This is a genomic window from Shinella sp. JR1-6 (genome assembly GCF_004284735.1).
Classification (GTDB): Bacteria; Pseudomonadota; Alphaproteobacteria; order Rhizobiales; family Rhizobiaceae; genus Shinella.
Map to the genome: position 1 here is coordinate 384611 of NZ_SHMI01000003.1, position 22365 is coordinate 406975.

The following is a 22365-nucleotide window of genomic DNA, read 5'->3' on the forward strand; positions in this document are numbered from 1 at the left end:
CCGCTCAAACCTGCCTGAGGACGGTGCGGATGGCGGCGGCAACGGCAAGCTCGTTGTCGCACTCTTCCGTGTCGCCTCCCTCGTCATGCCAGGCCGCCGACAGACAGCCATAGGCGAAGGCGTAGCGCAGGATGGTGCGGACATCGCGCTGGAGCGTTTCGGCGAAGACACTGGCCATCGCGGCGATGCGTTCCTCGCTGCGGTTGAGGTCGAAACGGTCGAGCGGGTTGGAGAACATGTTGGCGACATCGAGCGCCGCATCGCCGATCAGCCCGGCCGGATCGATGATGAGCCAGCCGCGCGGGCCGTAGACGATATTCTCGTGATGCAGGTCGCCGTGCAGGGGCTTGATGTCCCGCTGGTCGGCAATCAGCGCCTCGGCCATGTCCGCCGCTTCGGCGAACGGGCCGGCGAAGCCCTCCCGGCGGTCCCGTTCGGCCTTGTCGAAGAGGCTTGCGAAATAGCGCGGCAGCGGTTGCAGGCTCGTCGGCGGTGGCGTCTCGGAGGGGCGGTGATACGCGAGAAGCGCTTCCGCGGCGATGCGGGTCGCGTCCGCATCGCCCTGGGCTTCAAGATGGTCCCGCAAGGTTATCCTGCCGGCATGTTCCATCAGCAGCATCGTGCCGGTGCGGGCAAGAAGCCTCACGCAGCCGACGCCGTCGCGCCAGGCCAGGAAATCCGCGCCGCGCTGGCTGTCTTCCAGAACCTTCGGCTTCAGGTGCTTGACGATTGCAGGAACACCCTCGGCAAGCGTCACGTCATAGACGCTGCCGGCAACGGTATCGGCGATCGGCTCGGCATTTTCGATCCGCCATTCGGCGGGGAAGGGCGGCAGGCTGCTGCTCATCCCCTCAGCATCAGGTCCATGTTCTGCACGGCCGCGCCCGAAGCGCCCTTGCCGAGATTGTCGAGCAGGGCGACGAGGTTGACGTGCGGCGCACCTGCGGTGCCGAAGACGTAGAGCTTCATGCGGTCCGTATCGGCGAGTTCCACGGCGTTGACGCGGGCGAGGTTGGCGCTTTCCTTGAGGTCGACGACCTCGACGATATCCTGGCCGGCATAATGCTCCACCAGCGCCTCGTGGATCGAGCCGAGCGAGGCGTGGTCGTTGAGGTCGGCGAGATAGAGCGGCACCTGCACGATCATGCCCTGCGGGAATTTTCCGACCGACGGCGAGAAGAGGGGGGCGCGGGCAAGAAGGCCGTGCACCTGCATTTCCGGCACATGCTTGTGCTTCAGTGGCAGACCATAAAGGAAGTGCGGCGCGTCGATGGGATCGGGATGGCCTGCCTCCTCCATCTGCGCGATCATCTGCTTGCCGCCGCCCGTATAGCCGGAGACGGCGTTGACCGTGACCGGATAGTCCTCGGGCAGCAAGCCGGCGAGGCGCAGCGGACGCAGGAGGCCGATCGCACCCGTCGGATAGCAGCCGGGATTGGCGACATGGCGGGCGCCGGCGATCTTTTTCGGCTGCTCGCGGTCCATCTCGGCAAAGCCATAGGCCCAGTCGGGGTGGATGCGGTGCGCCGTCGAGGTGTCGATGATGCGGACGGAATTGTTGCCGGCAACCATGGCGACAGCTTCCTTCGCCGCATCGTCCGGCAGGCAGAGGATGGCAACGTCGGCACTGTTCAGGAGGTCTTCGCGCAGCTTGGCATTGCGGCGCTCGGCTTCGGGGATGGAGAGCAGCTCGACATCGTCGCGGCCGGCCATGCGCGTGCGGATCTGCAGGCCCGTCGTGCCGTGTTCGCCATCGATGAAGATCTTCGGTTTCATCTGCAATCCAATCCTTCAAGAAGCCTGAAAGCATTCCAGCAGAACCGTGCGACGGTTTTGCGTCGCCGCCTGCGGAAAGCGGTTTCCGGCCGATATAGCCCCTTGGTCCGTCGCATTCAATGTGCTGTTTTCAGCGTCGTTCGGCGAGCGCTTCGGCGTGCAGCCCCAGCATGTACATGGCGATGTTGGAAGCGGCGATGGCCGTGATGTCCGCATGGTCATAGGCCGGCGCGACCTCGACCACATCGGACCCGACGATGTTGAGCGCGCCAAGCTTGCGCAGGACCGACAGGATTTTCGCGCTCGACGGGCCACCCGAAACGGGCGTACCGGTGCCGGGGGCGAAGGCGGGATCGAGGCAGTCGATATCGAAGGTCAGGTAGGTCGCGCGATCGCCGATGTGATGCACGATCGCATCGGCGATCGCGCCGGCGCTCATCTCCTCGACATCGTAGCCATAGAGGATGCGGATGCCGCAATCATCAGGCGCATGGGTGCGGATGCCGATCTGGATCGACGTTTCGGGGTCGATCAGCCCCTCGCGCACGGCCGTCCCGACGAAGGAGCCGTGGTCGATGCGGCCTTTCTCGTCCGCCCAGGTATCCTGATGCGCGTCGAACTGGACGAGGGAGAGCGGGCCGTATTTTTCCGCATGGGCGCGCAAGAGCGGCAGCGTGATGAAATGATCGCCGCCGAGCGTCAGCATATAGGCGCCGGATTTGAGAATTTTTTTGGCTTCGCGCTCGATGGTGCCGGGCGTCTTGTGGTGGTTGCCGTAGTCGAGCAGGCAGTCGCCGTAGTCGATGACGGCCATGTCCTCGAAGAGGTCGCGCTCGAAGGGATATTGCGGGTCGTTGTCCATGATGGCAGAGGCGCGGCGGATCGCCTGCGGCCCGAAGCGCGTGCCCGGCCGGTTGGAAGTTGCGGCATCGAAGGGAATGCCCCAGACCACCGCGTCGACGTCCTTAAGCACTTTCGTGTAGCGCCGGCGCATGAAGGAGAGGATGCCCGCATGGGTCGGGTCCGAGGCGGCGCTTTTCAGCGTCTTGGCGGTGATGGCGTGGTCGATCGTCTTGTTGGCCATGTGTGTCCCTCCGAATTCTGGCGGGACGTTCGCCAATCGCGATCTTGAAGGCAAGGGGTTTCGCGCTGAAAAACGAAAAGGCCGGGGCGAACCCTGGCCTTTCCTGAAGAACAAGCCTTCCGAGCGATTAACGCTTGGAGAACTGGAACGAACGACGGGCCTTGGCCTTGCCGTACTTCTTGCGTTCGACGACGCGCGAGTCGCGGGTCAGGAAGCCGCCCTTCTTGAGGACCGAGCGCAGGCCCGGCTCGAAGTAGGTCAGTGCCTTGGAGATGCCGTGACGAACGGCACCGGCCTGGCCGGAGAGGCCGCCGCCGGCGACGGTGGCGTCGATGTCGAACTGGCCGTCACGGGCAGCCGCGACGATCGGCTGCTGCAGGATCATCTGCAGAACCGGGCGTGCGAAATAGGCTTCGAACGACTTGCCGTTGACGGTGATCTTGCCGGAGCCCGGCTTGACCCACACGCGGGCGACGGCGTCCTTGCGCTTGCCGGTGGCGTAGGAACGGCCCTGGGCGTCAACCTTCTTGACGTGAACCGGGGCGGAAGCGGCCGGAGCTGCAGCGGCGACGCCGAGGTCCTTGAGCGAGGAGAGGTCGGCCATTATCAGGCGCTCCTTGTGTTCTTGCTGTTCAGCTTGGCGACGTCGAGGGCGACGGGCTGCTGGGCTTCATGCGGGTGGTTGGAGCCGGCGTAGACGCGCAGGTTCTTCATCTGGCGACGGCCGAGCGGGCCGCGCGGAACCATGCGTTCGACAGCCTTTTCGAGAACGCGCTCCGGGAAGCGGCCTTCGATGATCTGGCGAGCCGTACGCTCCTTGATGCCGCCCGGGTAACCGGTGTGCCAGTAGTACTTCTTGTCGGAGTACTTCTTGCCGGTGAAGACGACCTTGTCGGCGTTGATGACGATGACGTTGTCGCCGTCGTCAACGTGGGGCGTGAAGGTTGCCTTGTGCTTGCCGCGCAGGCGATTGGCGATGAGGGTAGCGAGGCGACCGACAACGAGGCCTTCGGCGTCGATGAGGATCCACTTCTTTTCTACCTCGGCGGGCTTCTGTACGAAGGTTGCCATGGGAGATGTCTTTCTTTTGCGATCCCGAGGCTTTTGGGCGACGGGCGTTTCTTGTTGCTTGGTTTGGCGTCCTGTGGATGCCAAAAAAACGAACGCAGCCCGAGAGGCCGCGATCTGGGGTGGCTTATAAGCGAGAGCCAGTTTGGCGTCAAGGGACGCGACCTGGATGGCGTTAAAGATAGTTCAATAAAAACAATACCTTGTTGCTGAGGTATTTTGATACCACAAATTATCGCGGTGGAATCGAATAGGTCGCGGTGGCGTGGGCTACCAGATCTTCGCCATCCGCGCCGAAAATCGACGCCTCGATCACTGCCAGCCGCTTGCCGAGCTTGAGAAGCCGGCAGGTGCAGGAGAGCGGGCCAGGTTCGGGCTTGCGCAGGAAATTGATGTTGAGACTGGTTGTGACGGCGAGTGCCACGGGGCCGATATGCGCCAGCACGACGCAATAGGCCGCCACATCCGCCAGCGCGAACAGGGTGGGGCCGGAGACCGTGCCACCAGGGCGCAGGTGCCGCTCGTTCGGATCTAGCCGCATGACGACCGTACCGGACCTGACCTCGGTCACGTCGAAAACCTTTCCGTCCGTGTGGATCTGCGGGAAATCGGTTTCGAGGAACCGGTTCAGGGCGTCCCGGTCCATGATGGGCGTCAGGTTCACGGCGTTCTCCTTCGTCTGCCCTGCGTTTACAGACCGGTTTGTGCCGGGGAGCAAGCCCTCTCAAAGTCTATGTCGCCGCGCTTGAAACCGTCTCTCGCGAGGCGTAGGACCGCAGATGAAACAGAATGGAGGCGATCATGGCGGATGTGGTGTCGTTAAGGAAAGAGGAACCAGCCGGGCTGGTGCGCATCGAGCGCCAGGGACCGGTCGTCCGTATCACGCTCAACAATCCGCCCGCCAACGCCCTCTCGATTGCCGTCATGGAGGCGCTTGGCGACGCGCTGGATGTCGTGGCCGGTGACGAGGCCACCCGCGTCGTCGTGCTCGCCTCGACCGGAAAAGTCTTCTCCGCCGGCCATGACCTCAAGGAAATGACCGCCCGCCGTACGGATGAAGACGGCGGCCGCGCCTTCTTCGAAAAGACCATGCGCATGGCGGCCGATATCATGCTGAAGATCGCCGCGCTGCCGCAGCCCGTCGTTGCCGAGATTGACGGCCTCGCCACGGCCGCCGGCTGCCAGCTCGTGGCAAGCTGCGATCTCGCCATCTGCACGGACACCTCGACCTTCTGCACGCCCGGCGTCAATATCGGGCTGTTCTGCTCGACGCCGATGGTCGCCGTCACCCGCGCCGCGCACCCCAAGCAGGCGATGGAAATGCTTTTGACCGGCGAGACGATCGACGCCTCGACGGCCAAGGATTTCGGCCTCGTCAACCGCATCGTGCCGCAGCAATACCTGCGCCAGGTCGTCGACAAATACGCCGCCGTCATCGCCTCGAAGTCGCCGCAGGCCCTGCGCATCGGCAAGGCCGCCTTCCGCGCCCAGGCCGGCTTGCCGCTCGCCGAAGCCTACGACGTCGCCGTCGCGGCAATGGCCGACAACATGCTCGTCGACGATGCGAAAGAGGGGATCGGCGCCTTTCTCGGCAAGCGCATGCCGGAGTGGAAATGATGCTTCAGCCGTAGTGATAGCGGCATGCGGCGATTTCAAGCAGCTGGGCCGCGCCGCGACCGGTGACGCGGTAGACCAGCCGGTGCGCTTGCGTGATCCGGCGCGAGCAGAAACCTTTCAGTTCGCCGCGCAACGGTTCGGGTTTGCCGAGGCCGGAAAAAGGCTCCCGCCGGCATTCCCCGATCAACACGACGATCTTATCCACCGTCTTGCGGTCGGTTTCCGTCCAATAGGTGAAATCGGCCCAGGCTTCGGGTGAGAAGCAGATCTTCATTCGCTGGTGGTGATCAGCTCGTCGAATGATTTTACCTCACCCTTGCCTCCATCCAGCGATTGGATCGAGCGCAAGAGATGCTCCCGGTTCGCCGGGGTGGCGGTGAGATACACGGTCTCCTTCCAGCTCTCGAAATCGGCAAGCGACATCACGACCATCGGTTCGCGGTTCTGCCGGGTGACGATCAGTTCATCCCGGTCGGCTTCGACGCTATCGAAGTGCTTGGCGATGTTCGCGCGCAGTTCGGAAAGGCTGACGACCTTCATGGGGGCATCCTCTGTACAACAATCCGTACATATGCCCTGCGGGCTTCGCTTTCAATCCTCAAGCCAGCTTCAGCACCAGGACCCCTACCGCGATCACCGCGCCGGCGATGTAGCGCCAGATGCTGGCCTTTTCCTTGAGAATGAAGACCGAGATGAGGAGGGCGAAGAGGATGGCGGTTTCGCGCAGCGCCGCGACGGTGGCCACCGGCGCCTTGGTCATCGCCCAGAGGGCAAGGCCGTAGGAGGCGATGGAGCCGGCGCCGCCGAAGAGGCCGCGCGCCCAGTTGCGCCGCACATGCGTCCAGACCGGTCGGCTGCCCCGCCGCGCGACGGCCCAGCCGAAGAGCAGCACCGGCGGCAGCAGCGACATCCACAGCGTATAGGACACGGCGTTGCCGGAAGCCCGTGCCCCGGCGGCGTCGACGAAGGTATAGGTGGCGATGACGGCGGCATTCGCCAGTGCATAGACGATGGCCCGCCGGCTGCCGTGGCGCGATTCGAAGGCGAGCGTCAGCACGCCGACGGAAATGACGAGAACGCCGGCCATCGCCCCCGGTGTCAGATGCTCGCCGAGGACGATGCCGCTTGTCATCGCGACCAGGAGAGGCGCGGCGCCGCGCATCAGCGGATAGACGAGGCCGATGTCGCCGGCCCGGTAGGCCGCGGCCACGAGCTGGAAATAGGCGAACTGCAAGGCGGCCGAGGTGAGCACGAAGGGCCAGGCCGCCGGGTTGGGCATGGGCACGAAGGGCAGGAAGGCAAGGCCGACCATGCCGCCGCCGAGCGAGACCATGGCCGCGTCGAGCGATTTGTCCGTGCCGGATTTGACGAGGGCATTCCAGACGGCATGAAGTGCCGCGCCGAACAGCACGAGAAAAAGAACGTCTAACGGCAATCTGGGACCTCGAAGGGCAGGCCATTGGGGGGAGGGGCTCGGTTCTTCATCTGCGCAATTTCACCGATTTGCAATCGGGATTCTCGCGGGTTTAGCGGCAAATCGGCCGAAGTTGACCCACAATGGCACAATCGGTGGCTGAACGGCTGCTCCGGCGCGGTCGTCTTCTTTAAGGTTCTGCGCTAGTCTGGCAGGCAGGAAGACATGTGAGAGACGGTCGCGAACGCCGGAGGAGGCAGCGATGAACCACGATCACTATCCCGACAGCTACATCCGCCACATTCTCGGATCCGTGCACACGATCGCGGTGCTCGGCGCTTCGCCGAACGATGGTCGGCCGAGCCACGGCGTCATGGGCTTCCTGCTCGGCAAGGGCTATCACGTCATCCCCGTCAATCCCGGCCATGCCGGCAAGACCATTCTCGGCCAGCGGGTCTATGCGCATCTCGCCGATATCGCGGAGCCGATTGACATGGTCGATGTCTTTCGCGCGGCAAGCCAGTTCCCTGCCGTCGTCGACGAGGTGCTGGCGCTCGCCCCGCGTCCCTCCGTGCTCTGGGGCCAGTTCACGGTGCGCGACGATGCCGCCGCCGCGCGGGCGGAAGCTGCCGGCATCCAGGTGGTCATGGATCGCTGCCCCGTGACGGAATATCCGGTGCTGATGCTCAAGGCCTCCTGAGCGCCGCGCATATTGACTTCACGCAACGTTACCCCAATTCTCCGGCAGCAAAACGGGGTAGCCGCATGAACCATGATTCCTATCCGGACTATTACATCGCCGATATCCTGCGCTCGACCAGGCTGATTGCGCTTGTCGGCGCCTCGCCCAATCCGGAGCGCCCCAGCCACCGGGTCATGGCCTTCCTGCTGCGCAAGGGCTATCGCGTCATCCCGGTCAATCCCGGCCAGGCCGGCAAGGAAATCCTCGGCCAGCCCGTCGTCGGCCGTCTTGCCGATATCGTCGAGCCGATCGACATGGTCGACGTTTTCCGCGCAGCGGATGCGTTGCCGTCGGTCGTGGAGGAGGTGCTGGCGCTGAATCCGCTGCCCAAGGTCGTCTGGGGGCAGCTCTCGGTGCGCCATGACGCGGCGGCGGCGGCAGCGGAGGCCGCGGGCGTGAAGGTGGTCATGGATCGTTGCCCGGCGATCGAGTATCCCCGTCTCGTCGCGTAATTCGCCATCGGCGCAACGCGTATCGCCGCACCCGTGCTTTTCCGGAAAATCTTTCTTTGACCGGCTCTTAGCTCTCTAAAATAGTGCGCCCGACTTCAGCCAGGGAGGCCATTTCATGACGAAGAACAAGCCCGGATTTGCAACGCTCGCCATCCACGCCGGCGCCCAGCCGGACCCGACGACGGGCGCGCGCGCCACGCCGATCTACCAGACCACGAGCTTCGTGTTCAACGACACGGACCACGCTGCCTCGCTTTTCGGCCTCCAGGCCTTCGGCAATATCTATACCCGCATCATGAACCCGACCCAGGCCGTGCTCGAGGAGCGCGTCGCGGCGCTCGAAGGCGGCACGGCGGCGCTCGCCGTCGCCTCGGGCCATGCCGCCCAGCTTCTCGTCTTCCACACGATCATGCGCCCGGGCGACAATTTCATCGCCGCACGCCGGCTCTATGGCGGCTCGGTCAACCAGTTCGGCCATGCTTTCAAGAGTTTCGACTGGCATGTGCGCTGGGCCGATACGGCCGATCTTTCCTCCTTCGAAAGCCAGATCGACGACAAGACCAAGGCGATCTTCATCGAGAGCCTGGCGAATCCGGGCGGCACCTTCGTGGATATCGCCGGCATTGCCGAAGTGGCGCACCGCCACGGCCTGCCGCTCATCGTCGACAACACCATGGCGACACCCTATCTCGTGCGCCCGCTGGAGCACGGTGCCGACATCGTCGTGCATTCGCTGACCAAGTTCATGGGCGGCCACGGTAATTCCATGGGTGGTGTCATCGTCGATGGCGGCACCTTCGACTGGACTGCCTCCGGCAAGTACCCTGCGCTCTCCGAGCCGCGTCCGGAATATGCCGGCATGGTGCTGCACGCCACCTTCGGCAATTTCGCCTTCGCCATCGCCTGCCGCGTTCTGGGCCTGCGCGATTTCGGCCCTGCCATCTCGCCCTTCAACGCCTTCCAGATCCTGACCGGCATCGAAACCCTGCCGCTCAGGATGCAGCGCCATTGCGACAATGCGCTCACCGTTGCCAAGTGGCTGAAGGACCATGAAAAAATCTCCTGGGTCACCTATGCGGGCCTCGAGGACGATCCCAATCATGACACCCAGCAGCGCTACTCGCCCAAGGGCGCCGGCGCCGTCTTCACCTTCGGCCTCAAGGGCGGCTACGAAGCGGGCAAGCGCTTTGTCGAAGGTCTGGAAATGCTTTCGCACCTCGCCAATATCGGCGACACGCGCTCCCTCGTCATCCACCCGGCCTCGACCACCCATCGCCAGCTCACCGAGGAGCAGCAGGTGGCCGCCGGCGCCGGTCCCGATGTCGTGCGCCTGTCGATCGGCATCGAGGATGTCGCCGACATCATCGCGGACATCGAGCAGGCGTTGGCCAAGGCGTGAATCTTAGCGGGCCGCCCGCGCCATTTCAGCAGGCGGCCCATTTCAGCAGGCGGACAGATCCATGAACAACACGCAATCCTTCGATGTCTCCGGCATCACACCCGAAGAGGGCCGCCCGGCCGCCGACCGGCTGATCTCCGGCGACCCGGTCTTCACCACCTGGAACATCGAGGAAGCCGACGGCGGCATCTATGCCGGCATCTGGCAGTCGACGCCGGGAAAATGGCGCGTCCAGTACGACGAGTGGGAGTATTTCCACATCCTCGAGGGATATTCGATCTTGGTATCGGAAGATGGCGAGATCACGCACCTGAAGGCCGGCGACCGCCTGATCCTGAGACCCGGCTTCAGGGGAACCTGGGAAGTCGTTGAAACGACTCGCAAGGACTACGTCATCCGCGTCTAGGGTTTCCGGACCTCACCACGCCAGTTCCAGCGCCTCCAGCCCGTGGAAGTGATAGACGTCTTTCACCGCGGGCTCTTTCGCGATCCTCAGCCCCGGCAGGCGCTGGAAGAGGATCGGCAGGGCGATGTTGAGTTCCAGCCTTGCGAGCGGCGCGCCGATGCAGAAGTGGATTCCGGCGCCGAAGGAGAGGTTGGCGCCTTCGTTGCGATCCGGCTTGAAGGCGAGGGGATCGGTGAATTTCTTCGGGTCGAGATTGGCGGCGGCGAGAATCATGGCCACCTTGTCGCCCCGGCGGAAATGAATGCCGTCGAGTTCGACATCTTCAAGCGCGAAACGGTCGAAGATGTGCACCGGGGCGGAAATGCGCAGGCATTCCTCGACCGTGCGTTCCGTCGCCTTCTCATCCGCGAAAATCACTTTGGGATCGGCGCCGCTCTCCAGAATGCTGCGTACGGCATTGCCGATCTGGTGCACCGTCGCCTCGTGGCCGGCATTGAGCAGAACGATGGTCGTCGAGATCAGCTCGTCTTCGGTGAGAAGCTGGCCGCGGTGCTCGGTGTGCACCATATGCGAAAGCAGGTCGTCGCGCGGCTCCGCCCGGCGCTCGGCGATGACGCTGCGCACATAGTCGGAAAATTCCTCCGCCGCCTTGTCGGCGATAATCTCGTCTTCCGGCGTGCGGCCGAACATGTACATGCGCACATAGGCATGCGACCATTTCAGGAGCTGCGGCCCCATCTCGTCGGGAATGCCGATCATGCGGGCGATCATCGTTACCGGCAGGATATCGGCGAAGGCGGCGAGCAGTTCGACCTTCCCGTCCTTCTCGAACCGGTCGATCGCTTCGTGGCAGAGCGCGGAAATCTCTGGCGTCAGCTTCTCGATCATGCGCGAGACGAAGGCGCGGTTGACGAGGGTGCGCAGCCGCGTGTGCTCCGGCGGTTCCAGTTCGAGCAGAGACCAGGCCTCGGCAGCGTCGAAATGGGCAAGATGCGCCTGCGGCTCCGGCAGGCCCAGCTCCTCGCGCGTCGCCACATGCAAAATCTGCCGGCCGAAGCGGCGGTCGCGCAGGAGGCCGTTCACATGGTCGTAGCCGGTGAAATACCACATCTTCTGCTCTTCCCACCAGAAGGTGGGACAGTGTGCATGCAGCGCCGCGTAGACCGGGTTCGGAGCGCGGTAGAAATCGGGATTGCGGCCGTCGAGCGAGACGCGGCGGCTGGCGGGGTCGATGGACAGGAAGGGGATATGTGTCGTGGTCATCAAAGACCGGTAGCGTATTCCGGCACCGGGTGAAACCGGAATTTGATTTGTTCATGATTGTGAACTAAGTTTGATAAACTAAGTCCATGGAGATGACGATGCGCACGGTTAACATTCACGATGCGAAGACCAATCTTTCGCGCCTTGTCGAGCAGGCGGCGAAAGGGGAAAGCTTCGTTATTGCCAAGGCGGGCAAGCCGATGGTCAAGGTCGTGCCGCTCGATGCGCCGGATGAGGGGAGGGTGAGCCGTTTCGGTTTTCTGCGCGGGCAGTTGACGGTTCCTGACGATTTCGACCGGATGGGCGAGGATGAAATCACCCGCCAGTTTTCCGGTGACGAATGAAGCTGCTCCTCGACACACACCTGCTACTCTTGGCGGCGGCAAGCCCGGAGCGGCTGAGCGGCACCGCGATGGCGCTGATGGCGGATCCGGACAACGCCCTCCACTTCAGCGTGGCGAGCCTGTGGGAGGTGGTCATCAAATCGAGCCTCGGCCGCCCGGATTTTCAAGCGGATGCCGGACGCCTGCGGCGGGGCCTGGTCGACAACGGTTACATCGAACTGCCGATCGCTGCAGGCCATGCCATCGCCGTGGCGAACCTGCCACCCCTGCATCGTGATCCTTTCGACCGCATTCTCATCGCACAGGCGAGATATGAGGGCCTGCTGTTGCTGACGGCGGACGCGCGCGTCGCCGACTACGACGGGCCGGTGCGGCTCGTCTGATCATTTCCCGACGGCAACACCCTCCCGTCGCGGATCGGCAGCGCCGGTGAGGCCGTCGGTTGAGATGGCGATGGCGTGCAGACCGGAGTTCATTTCGCCCACCTTCACCTCGTAGCCGAGCGCCTTCAGAGGCGCGGCGAGTTTTTCCGCTGCGGTGCCGGCTTCGAGGTCGTAGGGGCCGAATCGATTGATGAGATGCGGCATGGCGACGATCTGGCCGACATCCATGCCCCAGTCGATATGGGCGATCAGCGCCTGGGCGACGTAGCCGATGATCTGGCTGCCGCCGGGAGAGCCGATGGCCAGCACGGGCTTGCCATCCTTCAGCACGATGGTGGGGGACATGGAGGAGCGGGGGCGTTTTCCGGGCTCCACGCGGTTGGCAACCGGCATGCCCTCGTCATGGGTCTTGAAGGAGAAGTCGGTGAGTTCGTTGTTGAGCAGGAAACCGCCGGTCATCAGCCGCGAGCCGAAGCCGTTCTCGATCGTGGCCGTCATGGAGACCACATTGCCTGCTGCATCGACGATGACGAAATGGCTGGTGGAGGGCAGTTCGAGTGCGGCGTCGCGGCCGAAGTCGAAGGCGTGGTCCCATTCGGGCTTGCCCGCCGTCACGGCATCTTCGGCAAGTGCCTTGTCGCCGTCGAGCAGCCTGGCCCGCTCTCCGAGATAGGTTTTGTTGAGAAGCCCCTTGATGGGGGCGGGCACGAAATCCGTGTCCGCAAGGTAGCGTTCGCGGTCGGCGAAGGCGAGGCGCTGTGCGTCGCCGATCAGCCGCCAGCTTTCGGCATTGTCCTTGCCGAGTGCCTTGAGGTCGAAATTTTCCAGCATGCCGAGCATCTGGCCGATGGCGACTGCGCCGGAGGAGGGCGGTCCCATGCCGCAGACGTCGAGCGCGCGGTAGGAGGTGCAGACCGGCCGGCGCTCCTTCACCTGGTAGTTCTGAAGGTCGGCGAGCGAGAGCACGCCGGCATTCTTGCCGGAACTGCGCACCGTATCGACGATGCCCTGGGCGATAGTGCCGGTGTAGAAGGCCGGCGCGCCGCCACCGGCGATGGCCGAAAGCGTCTCGGCATAGGCCGGATTCTTGAGGATTCTGCCGGCCTTCAGCGGCGCGCCATCCGCGCCGAAGAAATAGGCGGCTGTCGTCTCGAAGGTCTTCAGCCGGTCGCCCTCGGTGGCGATCAGGCCGGCAAGACGCGGCGAGACGGAAAAACCGTCGCGGGCCAGCGTTTCGGCGGGGACGAAGAGGTCCTTCCAGGGCTTGCGGCCCCAGCGGTTGTGCGCCTCCTGCATCAGCATGACGGTGCCGGGTGTGCCGACGGAGCGCCCGCCGACGACGGCGTCGAAGAATTTCAGCGGCTCGCCCTTTTCGTCGAGGAAGAGCTTGGGTGTCGCCTCCATCGGCGCGGTCTCGCGGCCGTCGAGCGTGGTGAGCCGGCCGGTCCCGGCATCGTAGTAGACGAGAAAGGCGCCGCCGCCGAGGCCTGAGGATTGCGGCTCGACAAGGCCGAGCACGGTCTGGACGGCGATCATGGCGTCGATTGCGCTGCCGCCGTCCGCAAGAACCTTTTCGCCGGCCTCGGCCGCGAGCGGGTGGGCGGCCGCCACCAGATGGGCCTTCGCGGTGACGACCTTCGCCGCCGCAAGGCCGGTTGCGCGCTCCGGCGCGACGCTATCGGACGCCTGCTGGGCGGATACCCCGGCCGATGTCAGGAAAAGAAGCCCGAGGGCGACGAGAGATCGTTTCATCATGGCTACCTCCACTGGAGGGAGATATAGTGCAGACGATTACCGGGAGGAGGCAAGGCCTGGGAGCGATTTACCCTTCCTTCACCTTGCCGGCGGTTCGGTTGTGGAAATCGCCGCCGCCCGTTGCGTCAGTTAACTGCATTCTCGCATAGAGCGCCGCAAAACACGCACCTGTCTTGAAGTCCGCCACCCTCACACTCTATGTAGGGAAGACGAAACTTGCTGATTCCCAACGTTTGCGAAGGGTTTCAGGGCCACACCGATGAAGGATTGACATGAGAAATCCCGTAGATACCGCCATGGCTCTGGTGCCGATGGTCGTCGAGCAGACCAACCGCGGCGAGCGTTCCTACGACATCTATTCACGCCTCCTGAAGGAGCGCATCATCTTCCTGACGGGTCCGGTCGAGGATCATATCGCCACGCTCGTCTGCGCGCAGCTTCTCTTCCTTGAGGCCGAAAACCCGAAGAAGGAAATCGCGCTCTACATCAATTCGCCGGGCGGCGTCGTCACGTCCGGCATGGCGATCTACGACACGATGCAGTTCATCAAGCCGGCTGTCTCGACGCTGTGCATTGGCCAGGCCGCCTCGATGGGCTCGCTGCTGCTGGCCGCCGGCCACAAGGACATGCGCTTTGCCACGCCGAACGCCCGCATCATGGTGCACCAGCCCTCGGGCGGCTTCCAGGGCCAGGCATCGGACATCGAGCGCCACGCCAAGGACATCCTCAAGATGAAGCGCAAGCTGAACGAGGTCTATGTCAAACATTGCGGCCGCACCTATGAGGAAGTCGAGCAGACGCTTGATCGCGACCATTTCATGAGCGCCGACGAGGCGAAGGACTGGGGTCTGGTCGATCGCGTCATCACCAGCCGCGAGGCGATCGAGGGCGCGGACGCCACGTAACACCTCGTTCGACGCCGCAGGATCTCATGACGCTCGACGACTACAACGCCTTCTGCGCTTCGCTCCCCGCCACAAACCACGTGGTGCAATGGGGCGGGGCGCATGTCTGGAAGGTCGGCGAGAAGGTTTTCGCCATTGCCGGATGGAGCGACACGGCGGAGCTTGCGGTCACGTTCAAGGTGTCCGACATCGCCTTCGACATTCTGAGCGAGCAGCCGGGGTGCCGTCCAGCACCCTATCTCGCCTCGCGCGGAATGAAGTGGATCCAGCGGCAAACGGGCGAATCAGTTGATGATGCGGCGTTGTGTGACTATCTAAGGGAAAGTCACGGTCTGGTGGCGGCGAAACTGACGCGCAAGGCTCGTTCCGATCTTGGCCTAATGCGCGGATGAAGGCAATCACGCGATTTGTAATGATCGCGGGGCTTTATCCTCGCCACAAAGCCGGTAATATTGGCCGTTAATGCTATGTTGATTTGTGACGGCTTAGCATTCGGTGTTTAAACGGGGAATGCGTTGCAACCGGTTCAAGGGCGGGGCCCGGGCCGGTCAGTACCCCTGGAGCCTTTGAAAGGGCGCGTAGGCGTATCCGGCAAAGGCGGTTTGAGTGGTCCGGCCATCTTCCGGGAGATGAACGGCGTGCTGGAAGGAAAGTGATATGAGCAAGGTCAGCGGCAGCAACGGCGGCGACTCCAAGAATACCCTCTACTGCTCCTTCTGCGGCAAGAGCCAGCACGAGGTCCGCAAGCTGATTGCCGGACCGACGGTGTTCATCTGCGATGAATGCGTCGAATTGTGCATGGACATCATCCGCGAGGAGAACAAGACCTCCATGGTGAAATCCCGTGACGGCGTTCCCACGCCCCAGGATATCATCAAGGTTCTCGACGAATATGTCATCGGCCAGCAGCAGGCAAAGCGCATCCTGTCGGTCGCGGTGCACAACCACTACAAGCGACTGGCGCATGCCGCCAAGGGCTCGGACGTGGAACTGGCGAAGTCGAACATCATGCTGGTCGGCCCCACGGGCTGCGGCAAGACCTATCTCGCCCAGACGCTCGCCCGCATCATCGATGTACCCTTCACCATGGCCGACGCCACGACGCTGACCGAAGCCGGTTACGTCGGCGAGGACGTGGAGAACATCATCCTGAAGCTGCTTCAGGCCGCCGATTACAACGTCGAGCGCGCACAGCGCGGCATCGTCTATATCGATGAAGTCGACAAGATCTCGCGCAAGTCCGACAACCCGTCGATCACCCGCGACGTGTCGGGCGAGGGCGTGCAGCAGGCGCTTCTGAAGATCATGGAAGGCACGGTTGCATCCGTACCGCCGCAGGGTGGTCGCAAGCATCCGCAGCAGGAATTCCTGCAGGTCGACACGACGAACATCCTGTTCATCTGCGGCGGTGCGTTCGCCGGTCTCGACAAGATCATCTCCGCCCGTGGCGAAAAGACGTCGATCGGCTTCGGGGCACAGGTCCGCTCGCCGGAAGACCGCCGCGTCGGTGAAGTGTTGCGCGAACTGGAGCCGGAAGACCTGGTGAAATTCGGACTCATCCCGGAATTCATCGGCCGTCTGCCGGTCCTGGCGACGCTCGAAGACCTCGACGAGGACGCGCTGATCCAGATCCTGTCGGAGCCGAAGAACGCTCTGGTCAAGCAGTACCAGCGCCTGTTCGAGATGGAAGACGTCGAATTGACCTTCCACGAGGACGCGCTGCGCGAGATCGCCCGCAAGGCGATCGTCCGCAAGACCGGTGCGCGCGGCCTGCGCTCGATCATGGAGAAGATCCTGCTCGACACGATGTTCGAACTTCCGACGCTGGAAGGCGTGCGCGAGGTCGTCATCTCCGACGAGGTGGTCAAGGGGTCGGCCCGTCCGCTCTACATCTACTCGGAGCGCACCGACGAGAAGGCCAACGTTTCGGCCTGATCGCGCCAAACCCGTTCAGGAAGGACCCGCCGCCGGCGGGTCTTTTCGTTTGAGGCGGCTAGTGACATTTCGTGACTGGTCGCCTGTCGCGGGAAGGGGCATGATGTGCAACCTTCCGCTGCTTCGGGAGCCGTTGCGAAACGGTGCGCGCCAAGCCAGAATGGAAGACTTCGATTCTGTTCTGCGTATGCTCCGGCGGTGCTGCCGGGGGGAAGGCCGCAAGTTCCGCGACAGCGCGGAAGACTACACTTCCGGTGTTGGTTCGCTTGTCCGTCACGGGGTGGGGCACTCCGCAACCGGGCTTGAAAATGTGTTGGCTGCACGCCACTTGTGGATGGAAAAGATCGCCGGCCCGGCACTCTGAGCGCCGAATGGACCGGTTCCCGGAAACGGGACGTTTGAAAGGAAATGACATGACGAAAAAGACGTCTGCGTCGCACGACTCCACGGCCTTCCCGGTCCTGCCCCTGCGCGACATTGTGGTGTTCCCGCACATGATCGTCCCGCTGTTCGTCGGCCGCGAGAAGTCGATCCGCGCACTTGAGGAGGTCATGGGCACCGACAAGCAGATCATGCTTGCCACCCAGATCAATGCCTCCGACGACGACCCGGAAACCGATGCCATCTATCGCATCGGCACCGTCGCCAACGTGCTCCAGCTCCTCAAGCTCCCCGATGGTACCGTCAAGGTGCTGGTCGAAGGCCGCGCGCGCGCCGAGATCGACGGCTATACGGACCGCGAGGAATTCTACGAGGCGATGGCCCATGTCCTGGCCGAGCCGGAAGAAGACCCGGTGGAGGTCGAGGCGCTGTCGCGCTCGGTCGTCTCCGAGTTCGAAAACTATGTAAAGCTCAACAAGAAGATTTCGCCTGAAGTCGTCGGCGCCGCGAGCCAGATCGAGGACTATTCGAAGCTCGCCGACACCGTCGCCTCGCACCTCTCCATCAAGATCGTCGAAAAGCAGGAGATGCTGGAGACGACGAGCGTCAAGCTGCGCCTTGAAAAGGCGCTCGGCTTCATGGAAGGCGAGATCTCGGTCCTGCAGGTCGAAAAGCGCATCCGCTCGCGCGTCAAGCGCCAGATGGAGAAGACGCAGCGCGAGTACTACCTCAACGAACAGATGAAGGCGATTCAGAAGGAGCTCGGCGACGGCGAGGACGGCCGCGACGAGATGGCCGAACTGGAAGAAAAGATCGCCAAGGCGAAGCTCTCCAAGGAAGCCCGCGAAAAGGCGGATGCCGAGCTGAAGAAGCTGCGCCAGATGAGCCCGATGTCGGCGGAAGCCACCGTCGTGCGCAACTATCTCGACTGGCTGACGGGCATTCCGTGGGGCAAGAAGTCGAAGATCAAGACCGACCTCAACGCTGCGGAAAAGATTCTCGACGAGGATCATTTCGGCCTCGACAAGGTCAAGGAGCGCATCGTCGAATATCTCGCCGTGCAGGCTCGCTCGGCCAAGATCAAGGGCCCGATCCTGTGCCTTGTCGGCCCTCCGGGCGTCGGCAAGACCTCGCTCGCGAAATCGATCGCCAAGGCGACCGGCCGCGAATACATCCGCATGGCGCTCGGCGGCGTGCGTGACGAGGCCGAAATCCGCGGTCACCGCCGCACCTATATCGGCTCGATGCCCGGCAAGGTCATCCAGTCGATGAAGAAGGCGAAGAAATCCAACCCGCTCTTCCTGCTCGACGAGATCGACAAGATGGGCATGGATTTCCGCGGCGATCCGTCCTCGGCTCTCCTGGAGGTGCTGGATCCGGAACAGAACTCGACCTTCATGGACCACTACCTGGAAGTCGAATACGACCTGTCCAACGTCATGTTCGTGACGACGGCGAACACGCTGAACATTCCGGCGCCCCTCATGGACCGCATGGAAGTGATCCGCATTGCCGGCTATACGGAAGAAGAGAAACTGGAAATTGCCAAGCGGCACCTGCTGCCGAAGGCGATCCGCGATCACGCCCTTCAGCCGAAGGAGTTTTCGGTGACGGACGGCGCGCTGATGGCGGTCATCCAGCAGTACACCCGCGAAGCCGGTGTGCGTAACTTCGAGCGTGAATTGATGAAGCTCGCCCGCAAGGCGGTCACCGAGATCATCAAGGGCAAGTCGAAGACGGTCGAGGTCACGGCAGACAACATCCACGACTTCCTCGGCGTTCCGCGCTTCCGCCACGGCGAGGCCGAGCGCGAGGATCAGGTTGGCGTTGTTACGGGTCTTGCCTGGACGGAAGTCGGCGGCGAGCTGCTCACCATCGAAGGCGTCAGCCTGCCGGGTGGCAAGGGCCGCATGACGGTTACGGGCAACCTGAAGGATGTGATGAAGGAATCGATCTCGGCAGCGGCGTCCTATGTCCGCTCGCGCGCCGTCGATTTCGGCATCGAGCCGCCGCGCTTCGACAAGACCGATATCCACGTGCACGTGCCGGAAGGCGCGACGCCGAAGGACGGTCCGTCGGCCGGTATCGCCATGGCGACCGCCATCGTTTCCATCATGACCGGAATCCCGGTCTCGAAGGACATCGCGATGACGGGCGAAGTGACGCTGCGCGGCCGGGTCCTGCCGATCGGCGGTCTCAAGGAAAAGCTGCTCGCAGCGCTTCGCGGCGGCATCAAGAAGGTGCTGATCCCGGAAGAGAACGCCAAGGACCTGGCGGAGATTCCGGATAACGTGAAGAACAACATGGAGATCGTTCCGGTCTCGCGCATGGGTGAGGTGATCAAGCATGCGCTCGTTCGCCGGCCGGAGCCGATCGAATGGGATGCGACGGTCGAAGACGCCAAGGTTCCGGCGGTCGAATCGACCGATGAGAGCACCGGCGCGATCGCGCATTGAGCCTTGATGCCGGGTAATGCATCCGGCATTTTGGAGCGAAACGGGAAAAGACCGGCCTTTCGGCCGGTCTTTTTCGTTGAAAAACGTGTGTAAAGCCCGGATTCTCAGGGTTTTGCGACGAAATTTTCTTGCGGGGCGAGGGGCGATGCGTATTCTGCCCCCGACTTGTATGAGTCGTTTCAAACCGTATGAAAGGGGTGGAAACATGAACAAGAATGAACTCGTATCCGCAGTGGCTGAGAAGTCTGGCCTCTCCAAAACGGACGCAGCATCGGCTGTCGACGCCGTTTTCGAGACGATCCAGGGTGAGCTCAAGAACGGCGGCGACGTTCGTCTCGTCGGTTTCGGCAATTTCTCCGTATCGCGCCGTGAAGCCTCGAAGGGCCGCAACCTCTCGACCGGCGCCGAGATCGAGATTCCGGCACGCAACGTGCCGAAGTTCTCGGCCGGCAAGGGCCTGAAGGACGCCGTCAACGGCTGATCCTTGGTTCGGGCAGAGCGGTTATCCACTCCGCCGCCAAACCTGAAATTCAGGGTCGGGGTCCGGTTCTTCCGGGCCCCCTTTTATTTGACGGGAAGGCAACGGACCGCCGCCGAAATGTCATCGGCCTGTAACACGAAAGCCTCAGAACCGCCGGGTTCCTTTTGACCGGATCCCGGAGGATTTCATGAAAACCCGTTCGATCACCGCCGCGCTCGCTGCGGTTCTCGCCGCATCGGTGGCCTCCGCCGCCAGCGCCGAGCCCGTCTTCAATCGCATTGCGTCCTTCGCCGTTGCCGACAACCTGCCCGAGGGTGTCGACAAGGCGACGCCGACCTCGTCCGAGATCATCAGCGCCTCGGAAGACGGCAACACGCTCGTCTATTCCGACAGCCCGAACAAGGCCATCGGCTTCATCGACATCACCGACGCCAAGGCTCCGAAGGCCGGCGGCACCGTCGCCTTCGACGGCGAGCCGACCTCGGTCACCATTGCCGCCGGCAAGGCGCTCGTCGCGATCAACACGCGCGAAAGCTTCGTGAAGCCGTCGGGTGTGCTCGCCCAGGTCGATGTGGCCTCCAGGGCCGTCGAGGCGACCTGCGATCTCGGCGGTCAGCCGGATTCGATCGCCCTCAACAAGGACAGGACGATCGCCGCCATCGCCATCGAGAACGAGCGCGACGAAGAGGTCAATGACGGCGCCATCCCGCAGATGCCGGCCGGCGATCTCGTGCTGCTCTCCCTCAAGGACGGCGTCGTCGATTGCGGTTCGATCAAGCATGTGGCGCTGACCGGCCTTGCCGATGTCGCCGGCGAGGATCCCGAACCCGAATTCGTCTCCTTCAACAGCCTCGACGAAGTTGCCGTCACCCTGCAGGAAAACAACCATATCGCGATCGTCGACGGCAAGGCCGGCACGGTAAAGAGCCACTTCTCCGCCGGTACGGTCAGCCTTGAAGGCATCGACACCAAGAAGGACGGTGCGCTGAAATTCACCGGCGAGATGAAGGACGTGGCGCGCGAGCCCGATGCCGTGAAGTGGCTGGACGACAACCGCCTGGTCGTCGCCAATGAGGGCGACTGGAAGGGTGGCGCCCGCGGCTTCACCATCTTCGACAAGCAGGGCAAGGTCCTCTACGAGAACGGCGCGGCCTTCGAGCGCGAGATTGCCAAGATCGGCCACTATCCGGACAAGCGCAACAAGAAGGGCGTCGAGCCGGAAGGCATGGAAGCCGCCAAGTTCGGCGATGACAACCTGTTCTTCGTGCTCGCCGAGCGCGCCTCGATCGTCGGTGTCTACAAGGATACCGGCGCCGAGCCCGCGCTTCTCCAGCTGCTGCCCTCGGGCGTTGGCCCGGAAGGAGCCGTCGCCATCCCGAACCGCAATCTCTTCGTGACCGCCAACGAGACCGATCTCGTGGACGACGGCGGCGCCCGCTCGCATGTCATGATCTATGAGCGTGCCGAAGGCGAAGCTGCCTATCCGCAGATCGTCTCCACGGAAAAGGATGGCGAACTGATCGGCTTCGGCGCCCTCTCGGGCCTCGCACCGGTCAAGGACAAGCCGGGCATGCTCTACGCCGTCAACGATTCCTTCTACGCCTCGCAGCCGACGATCTTCACGATCGACGCCACCGCGAAGCCGGCGAAGATCGTCGATGCGCTGCGCATTACCCGCAACGGTGCTGCCGCCCAGAAGCTCGACAGCGAGGGCCTGACGCCGGATGGCGAGGGCGGTTTCTGGCTTGCCAACGAGGGCGATGCCGACAAGCTCGTCGGCCATGCCATCATCCATGTGAACGAAAAGGGCGAGATCCAGAAGGAAATCGCCATTCCCGCCGCGCTGCGCGCCGGCGAGAAGCGCTTCGGCTTCGAAGGCATCACCAGCGTCGGCGAAGGCGATGACAAGGTGCTGTGGATGGCCATGCAGCGTGAATGGGGTGACGACGAGAAGGGTTTCGTGAAGCTCGTCTCCTACAAGCCGTCCTCCGAGGAATGGGGCGCCGTGCGCTATCCGCTCGAAAAGACCGAGAGCGGTTGGGTCGGCCTTTCCGAAATCACCGTCAGCGGCGACCAAGCCTATATCATCGAGCGCGACAACCTGATCGGCCAGGCGGCCAAGCTGAAGAAGCTGTACCGCGTGGCGCTTGCCGATCTGAAGCCGGCCGCACTCGGCGGTGAACTGCCTGTCGTCAAGAAGGAAGAGGTCCGTGACCTCATCCCGGACCTGAAGGGCGCCACCAACGGCTTCGTCGTCGACAAGGTCGAAGGCTTTGCCATCGACGCCGCCGGCAATGGCTTCGTCATGACCGACAATGACGGCGTGGATGGTTCCTCGGGTGAGACGCTGTTTTTCGGCATCGGCCCGATGAACGCCATGTAAGCTCCGCGGGCCGTCCATTCTTGCTTTCACCTTCTCCCCGCTGATTGGGGGGAAGGCAGCGGGCAGGGGAGGACGCTGAACGCTTCAGACAAAGAAGGCCGGGATCGTGAAATCCCGGCCT

The 22365-nt window shown here is 63.2% G+C and carries 24 protein-coding genes; 13 read left to right on the forward strand and 11 right to left on the reverse strand.

Annotated features, from left to right (window positions below; all coding sequences use genetic code 11):
- Positions 1 to 4: 4 nt before the first annotated feature.
- The 6 genes from EXZ48_RS07120 to EXZ48_RS07145 form a co-directional block, all read right to left on the reverse strand.
- Positions 5 to 847 carry an aminoglycoside phosphotransferase family protein gene (locus EXZ48_RS07120; RefSeq protein ID WP_130515010.1) on the reverse strand — a complete coding sequence of 281 codons (843 nt, stop codon included), beginning with the start codon at positions 845 to 847 and terminating at the stop codon, positions 5 to 7.
- Positions 844 to 1776 carry an N-acetyl-gamma-glutamyl-phosphate reductase gene (gene argC, locus EXZ48_RS07125; protein WP_023513726.1) on the reverse strand — a complete coding sequence of 311 codons (933 nt, stop codon included), beginning with the start codon at positions 1774 to 1776 and terminating at the stop codon, positions 844 to 846. Before argC ends, EXZ48_RS07120 begins: the two co-directional genes overlap by 4 nt.
- A gap of 130 nt (positions 1777 to 1906) precedes the next feature.
- On the reverse strand, positions 1907 to 2860 hold the full coding sequence (gene speB / locus EXZ48_RS07130; protein WP_130515012.1) for an agmatinase: 954 nt from the start codon (positions 2858 to 2860) through the stop codon (positions 1907 to 1909).
- A 127-nt stretch (positions 2861 to 2987) separates the two neighbouring features.
- A complete protein-coding gene (gene rpsI, locus EXZ48_RS07135; RefSeq protein ID WP_023513728.1) occupies positions 2988 to 3464 on the reverse strand; it encodes a 30S ribosomal protein S9 in 477 nt (158 codons plus the stop codon).
- Positions 3465 to 3466: 2 nt separating this feature from the next.
- On the reverse strand, positions 3467 to 3931 hold the full coding sequence (rplM, locus tag EXZ48_RS07140; RefSeq protein ID WP_023513729.1) for a 50S ribosomal protein L13: 465 nt from the start codon (positions 3929 to 3931) through the stop codon (positions 3467 to 3469).
- Positions 3932 to 4160: 229 nt separating this feature from the next.
- Entirely contained in the window at positions 4161 to 4592 is a 432-nt protein-coding gene (locus EXZ48_RS07145; protein WP_023513730.1) for a PaaI family thioesterase, read from the reverse strand.
- A gap of 137 nt (positions 4593 to 4729) precedes the next feature.
- Here EXZ48_RS07145 and EXZ48_RS07150 point away from each other — a divergent pair, with 137 nt between their 5' ends.
- A complete protein-coding gene (locus tag EXZ48_RS07150) occupies positions 4730 to 5545 on the forward strand; it encodes an enoyl-CoA hydratase (RefSeq protein WP_130515014.1) in 816 nt (271 codons plus the stop codon).
- Positions 5546 to 5549: 4 nt separating this feature from the next.
- Here the strand turns inward: EXZ48_RS07150 and EXZ48_RS07155 are convergent, their stop codons facing one another.
- Genes EXZ48_RS07155 through EXZ48_RS07165 form a run of 3 tightly spaced genes read right to left on the reverse strand, consistent with a single transcriptional unit; the run spans position 5550 to position 6980 of the window.
- Positions 5550 to 5819: a Txe/YoeB family addiction module toxin gene (locus tag EXZ48_RS07155; protein WP_130515016.1), complete on the reverse strand. Its 270-nt coding sequence runs from the start codon at positions 5817 to 5819 to the stop codon at positions 5550 to 5552.
- A complete protein-coding gene (locus EXZ48_RS07160; protein ID WP_130515018.1) occupies positions 5816 to 6085 on the reverse strand; it encodes a type II toxin-antitoxin system Phd/YefM family antitoxin in 270 nt (89 codons plus the stop codon). Before EXZ48_RS07160 ends, EXZ48_RS07155 begins: the two co-directional genes overlap by 4 nt.
- 58 nt (positions 6086 to 6143) lie before the next feature.
- Complete coding sequence (locus EXZ48_RS07165) at positions 6144 to 6980, reverse strand: EamA family transporter (protein ID WP_023513732.1); 837 nt, start codon at positions 6978 to 6980, stop codon at positions 6144 to 6146.
- 241 nt (positions 6981 to 7221) lie between these two features.
- Here EXZ48_RS07165 and EXZ48_RS07170 point away from each other — a divergent pair, with 241 nt between their 5' ends.
- The 4 genes from EXZ48_RS07170 (at position 7222) to EXZ48_RS07185 (ending at position 9958) form a co-directional block, all read left to right on the forward strand.
- Positions 7222 to 7659: a CoA-binding protein gene (locus EXZ48_RS07170; RefSeq protein ID WP_023513733.1), complete on the forward strand. Its 438-nt coding sequence runs from the start codon at positions 7222 to 7224 to the stop codon at positions 7657 to 7659.
- A gap of 65 nt (positions 7660 to 7724) precedes the next feature.
- Positions 7725 to 8153 carry a CoA-binding protein gene (locus EXZ48_RS07175; RefSeq protein ID WP_130515020.1) on the forward strand — a complete coding sequence of 143 codons (429 nt, stop codon included), beginning with the start codon at positions 7725 to 7727 and terminating at the stop codon, positions 8151 to 8153.
- A gap of 115 nt (positions 8154 to 8268) precedes the next feature.
- Complete coding sequence (locus tag EXZ48_RS07180; RefSeq protein WP_130515022.1) at positions 8269 to 9552, forward strand: O-acetylhomoserine aminocarboxypropyltransferase; 1284 nt, start codon at positions 8269 to 8271, stop codon at positions 9550 to 9552.
- A gap of 61 nt (positions 9553 to 9613) precedes the next feature.
- Entirely contained in the window at positions 9614 to 9958 is a 345-nt protein-coding gene (locus tag EXZ48_RS07185) for a cupin domain-containing protein (RefSeq protein WP_130515024.1), read from the forward strand.
- A gap of 12 nt (positions 9959 to 9970) precedes the next feature.
- Here EXZ48_RS07185 and EXZ48_RS07190 read toward each other — a convergent pair whose 3' ends face one another.
- Positions 9971 to 11221: a cytochrome P450 gene (locus EXZ48_RS07190; protein WP_023513737.1), complete on the reverse strand. Its 1251-nt coding sequence runs from the start codon at positions 11219 to 11221 to the stop codon at positions 9971 to 9973.
- Positions 11222 to 11319: 98 nt separating this feature from the next.
- Between EXZ48_RS07190 and EXZ48_RS07195 the strand changes: the two genes are divergently transcribed.
- Together EXZ48_RS07195 and EXZ48_RS07200 are read left to right on the forward strand one after the other, a co-directional pair.
- Positions 11320 to 11565: a type II toxin-antitoxin system Phd/YefM family antitoxin gene (locus EXZ48_RS07195; protein WP_130515026.1), complete on the forward strand. Its 246-nt coding sequence runs from the start codon at positions 11320 to 11322 to the stop codon at positions 11563 to 11565.
- Complete coding sequence (locus tag EXZ48_RS07200) at positions 11562 to 11948, forward strand: type II toxin-antitoxin system VapC family toxin (protein WP_130515028.1); 387 nt, start codon at positions 11562 to 11564, stop codon at positions 11946 to 11948. The genes EXZ48_RS07195 and EXZ48_RS07200 overlap by 4 nt, the downstream gene beginning before the upstream one ends.
- On the opposite strand, the gene ggt is transcribed toward EXZ48_RS07200, so the two are convergent.
- A complete protein-coding gene (gene ggt, locus EXZ48_RS07205; protein ID WP_165909307.1) occupies positions 11949 to 13700 on the reverse strand; it encodes a gamma-glutamyltransferase in 1752 nt (583 codons plus the stop codon).
- A 275-nt stretch (positions 13701 to 13975) separates the two neighbouring features.
- On the opposite strand from ggt, the gene clpP reads away from it, so the two are divergent.
- The 6 genes from clpP (at position 13976) to EXZ48_RS07235 (ending at position 22244) form a co-directional block, all read left to right on the forward strand.
- Positions 13976 to 14608 (forward strand): ATP-dependent Clp endopeptidase proteolytic subunit ClpP, encoded by a 633-nt coding sequence (clpP, locus tag EXZ48_RS07210; RefSeq protein ID WP_023513714.1) that lies wholly within the window; start codon positions 13976 to 13978, stop codon positions 14606 to 14608.
- Between the two features lie 26 nt (positions 14609 to 14634).
- The gene (locus tag EXZ48_RS07215) at positions 14635 to 15000 is read left to right on the forward strand and encodes an MmcQ/YjbR family DNA-binding protein (protein ID WP_050743020.1); all 366 of its coding nucleotides are present in this window, start codon (positions 14635 to 14637) and stop codon (positions 14998 to 15000) included.
- Between the two features lie 265 nt (positions 15001 to 15265).
- On the forward strand, positions 15266 to 16543 hold the full coding sequence (gene clpX, locus EXZ48_RS07220; protein WP_024270647.1) for an ATP-dependent Clp protease ATP-binding subunit ClpX: 1278 nt from the start codon (positions 15266 to 15268) through the stop codon (positions 16541 to 16543).
- Between the two features lie 413 nt (positions 16544 to 16956).
- Positions 16957 to 19380, forward strand: a complete 2424-nt coding sequence (lon, locus tag EXZ48_RS07225) for an endopeptidase La (RefSeq protein WP_050743021.1) — start codon at positions 16957 to 16959, stop codon at positions 19378 to 19380.
- Between the two features lie 205 nt (positions 19381 to 19585).
- Complete coding sequence (gene hupB, locus EXZ48_RS07230) at positions 19586 to 19861, forward strand: DNA-binding protein HupB (protein ID WP_023516583.1); 276 nt, start codon at positions 19586 to 19588, stop codon at positions 19859 to 19861.
- Between the two features lie 187 nt (positions 19862 to 20048).
- Positions 20049 to 22244 carry an esterase-like activity of phytase family protein gene (locus tag EXZ48_RS07235; RefSeq protein WP_130515032.1) on the forward strand — a complete coding sequence of 732 codons (2196 nt, stop codon included), beginning with the start codon at positions 20049 to 20051 and terminating at the stop codon, positions 22242 to 22244.
- The last annotated feature ends 121 nt before the right edge of the window (positions 22245 to 22365 follow it).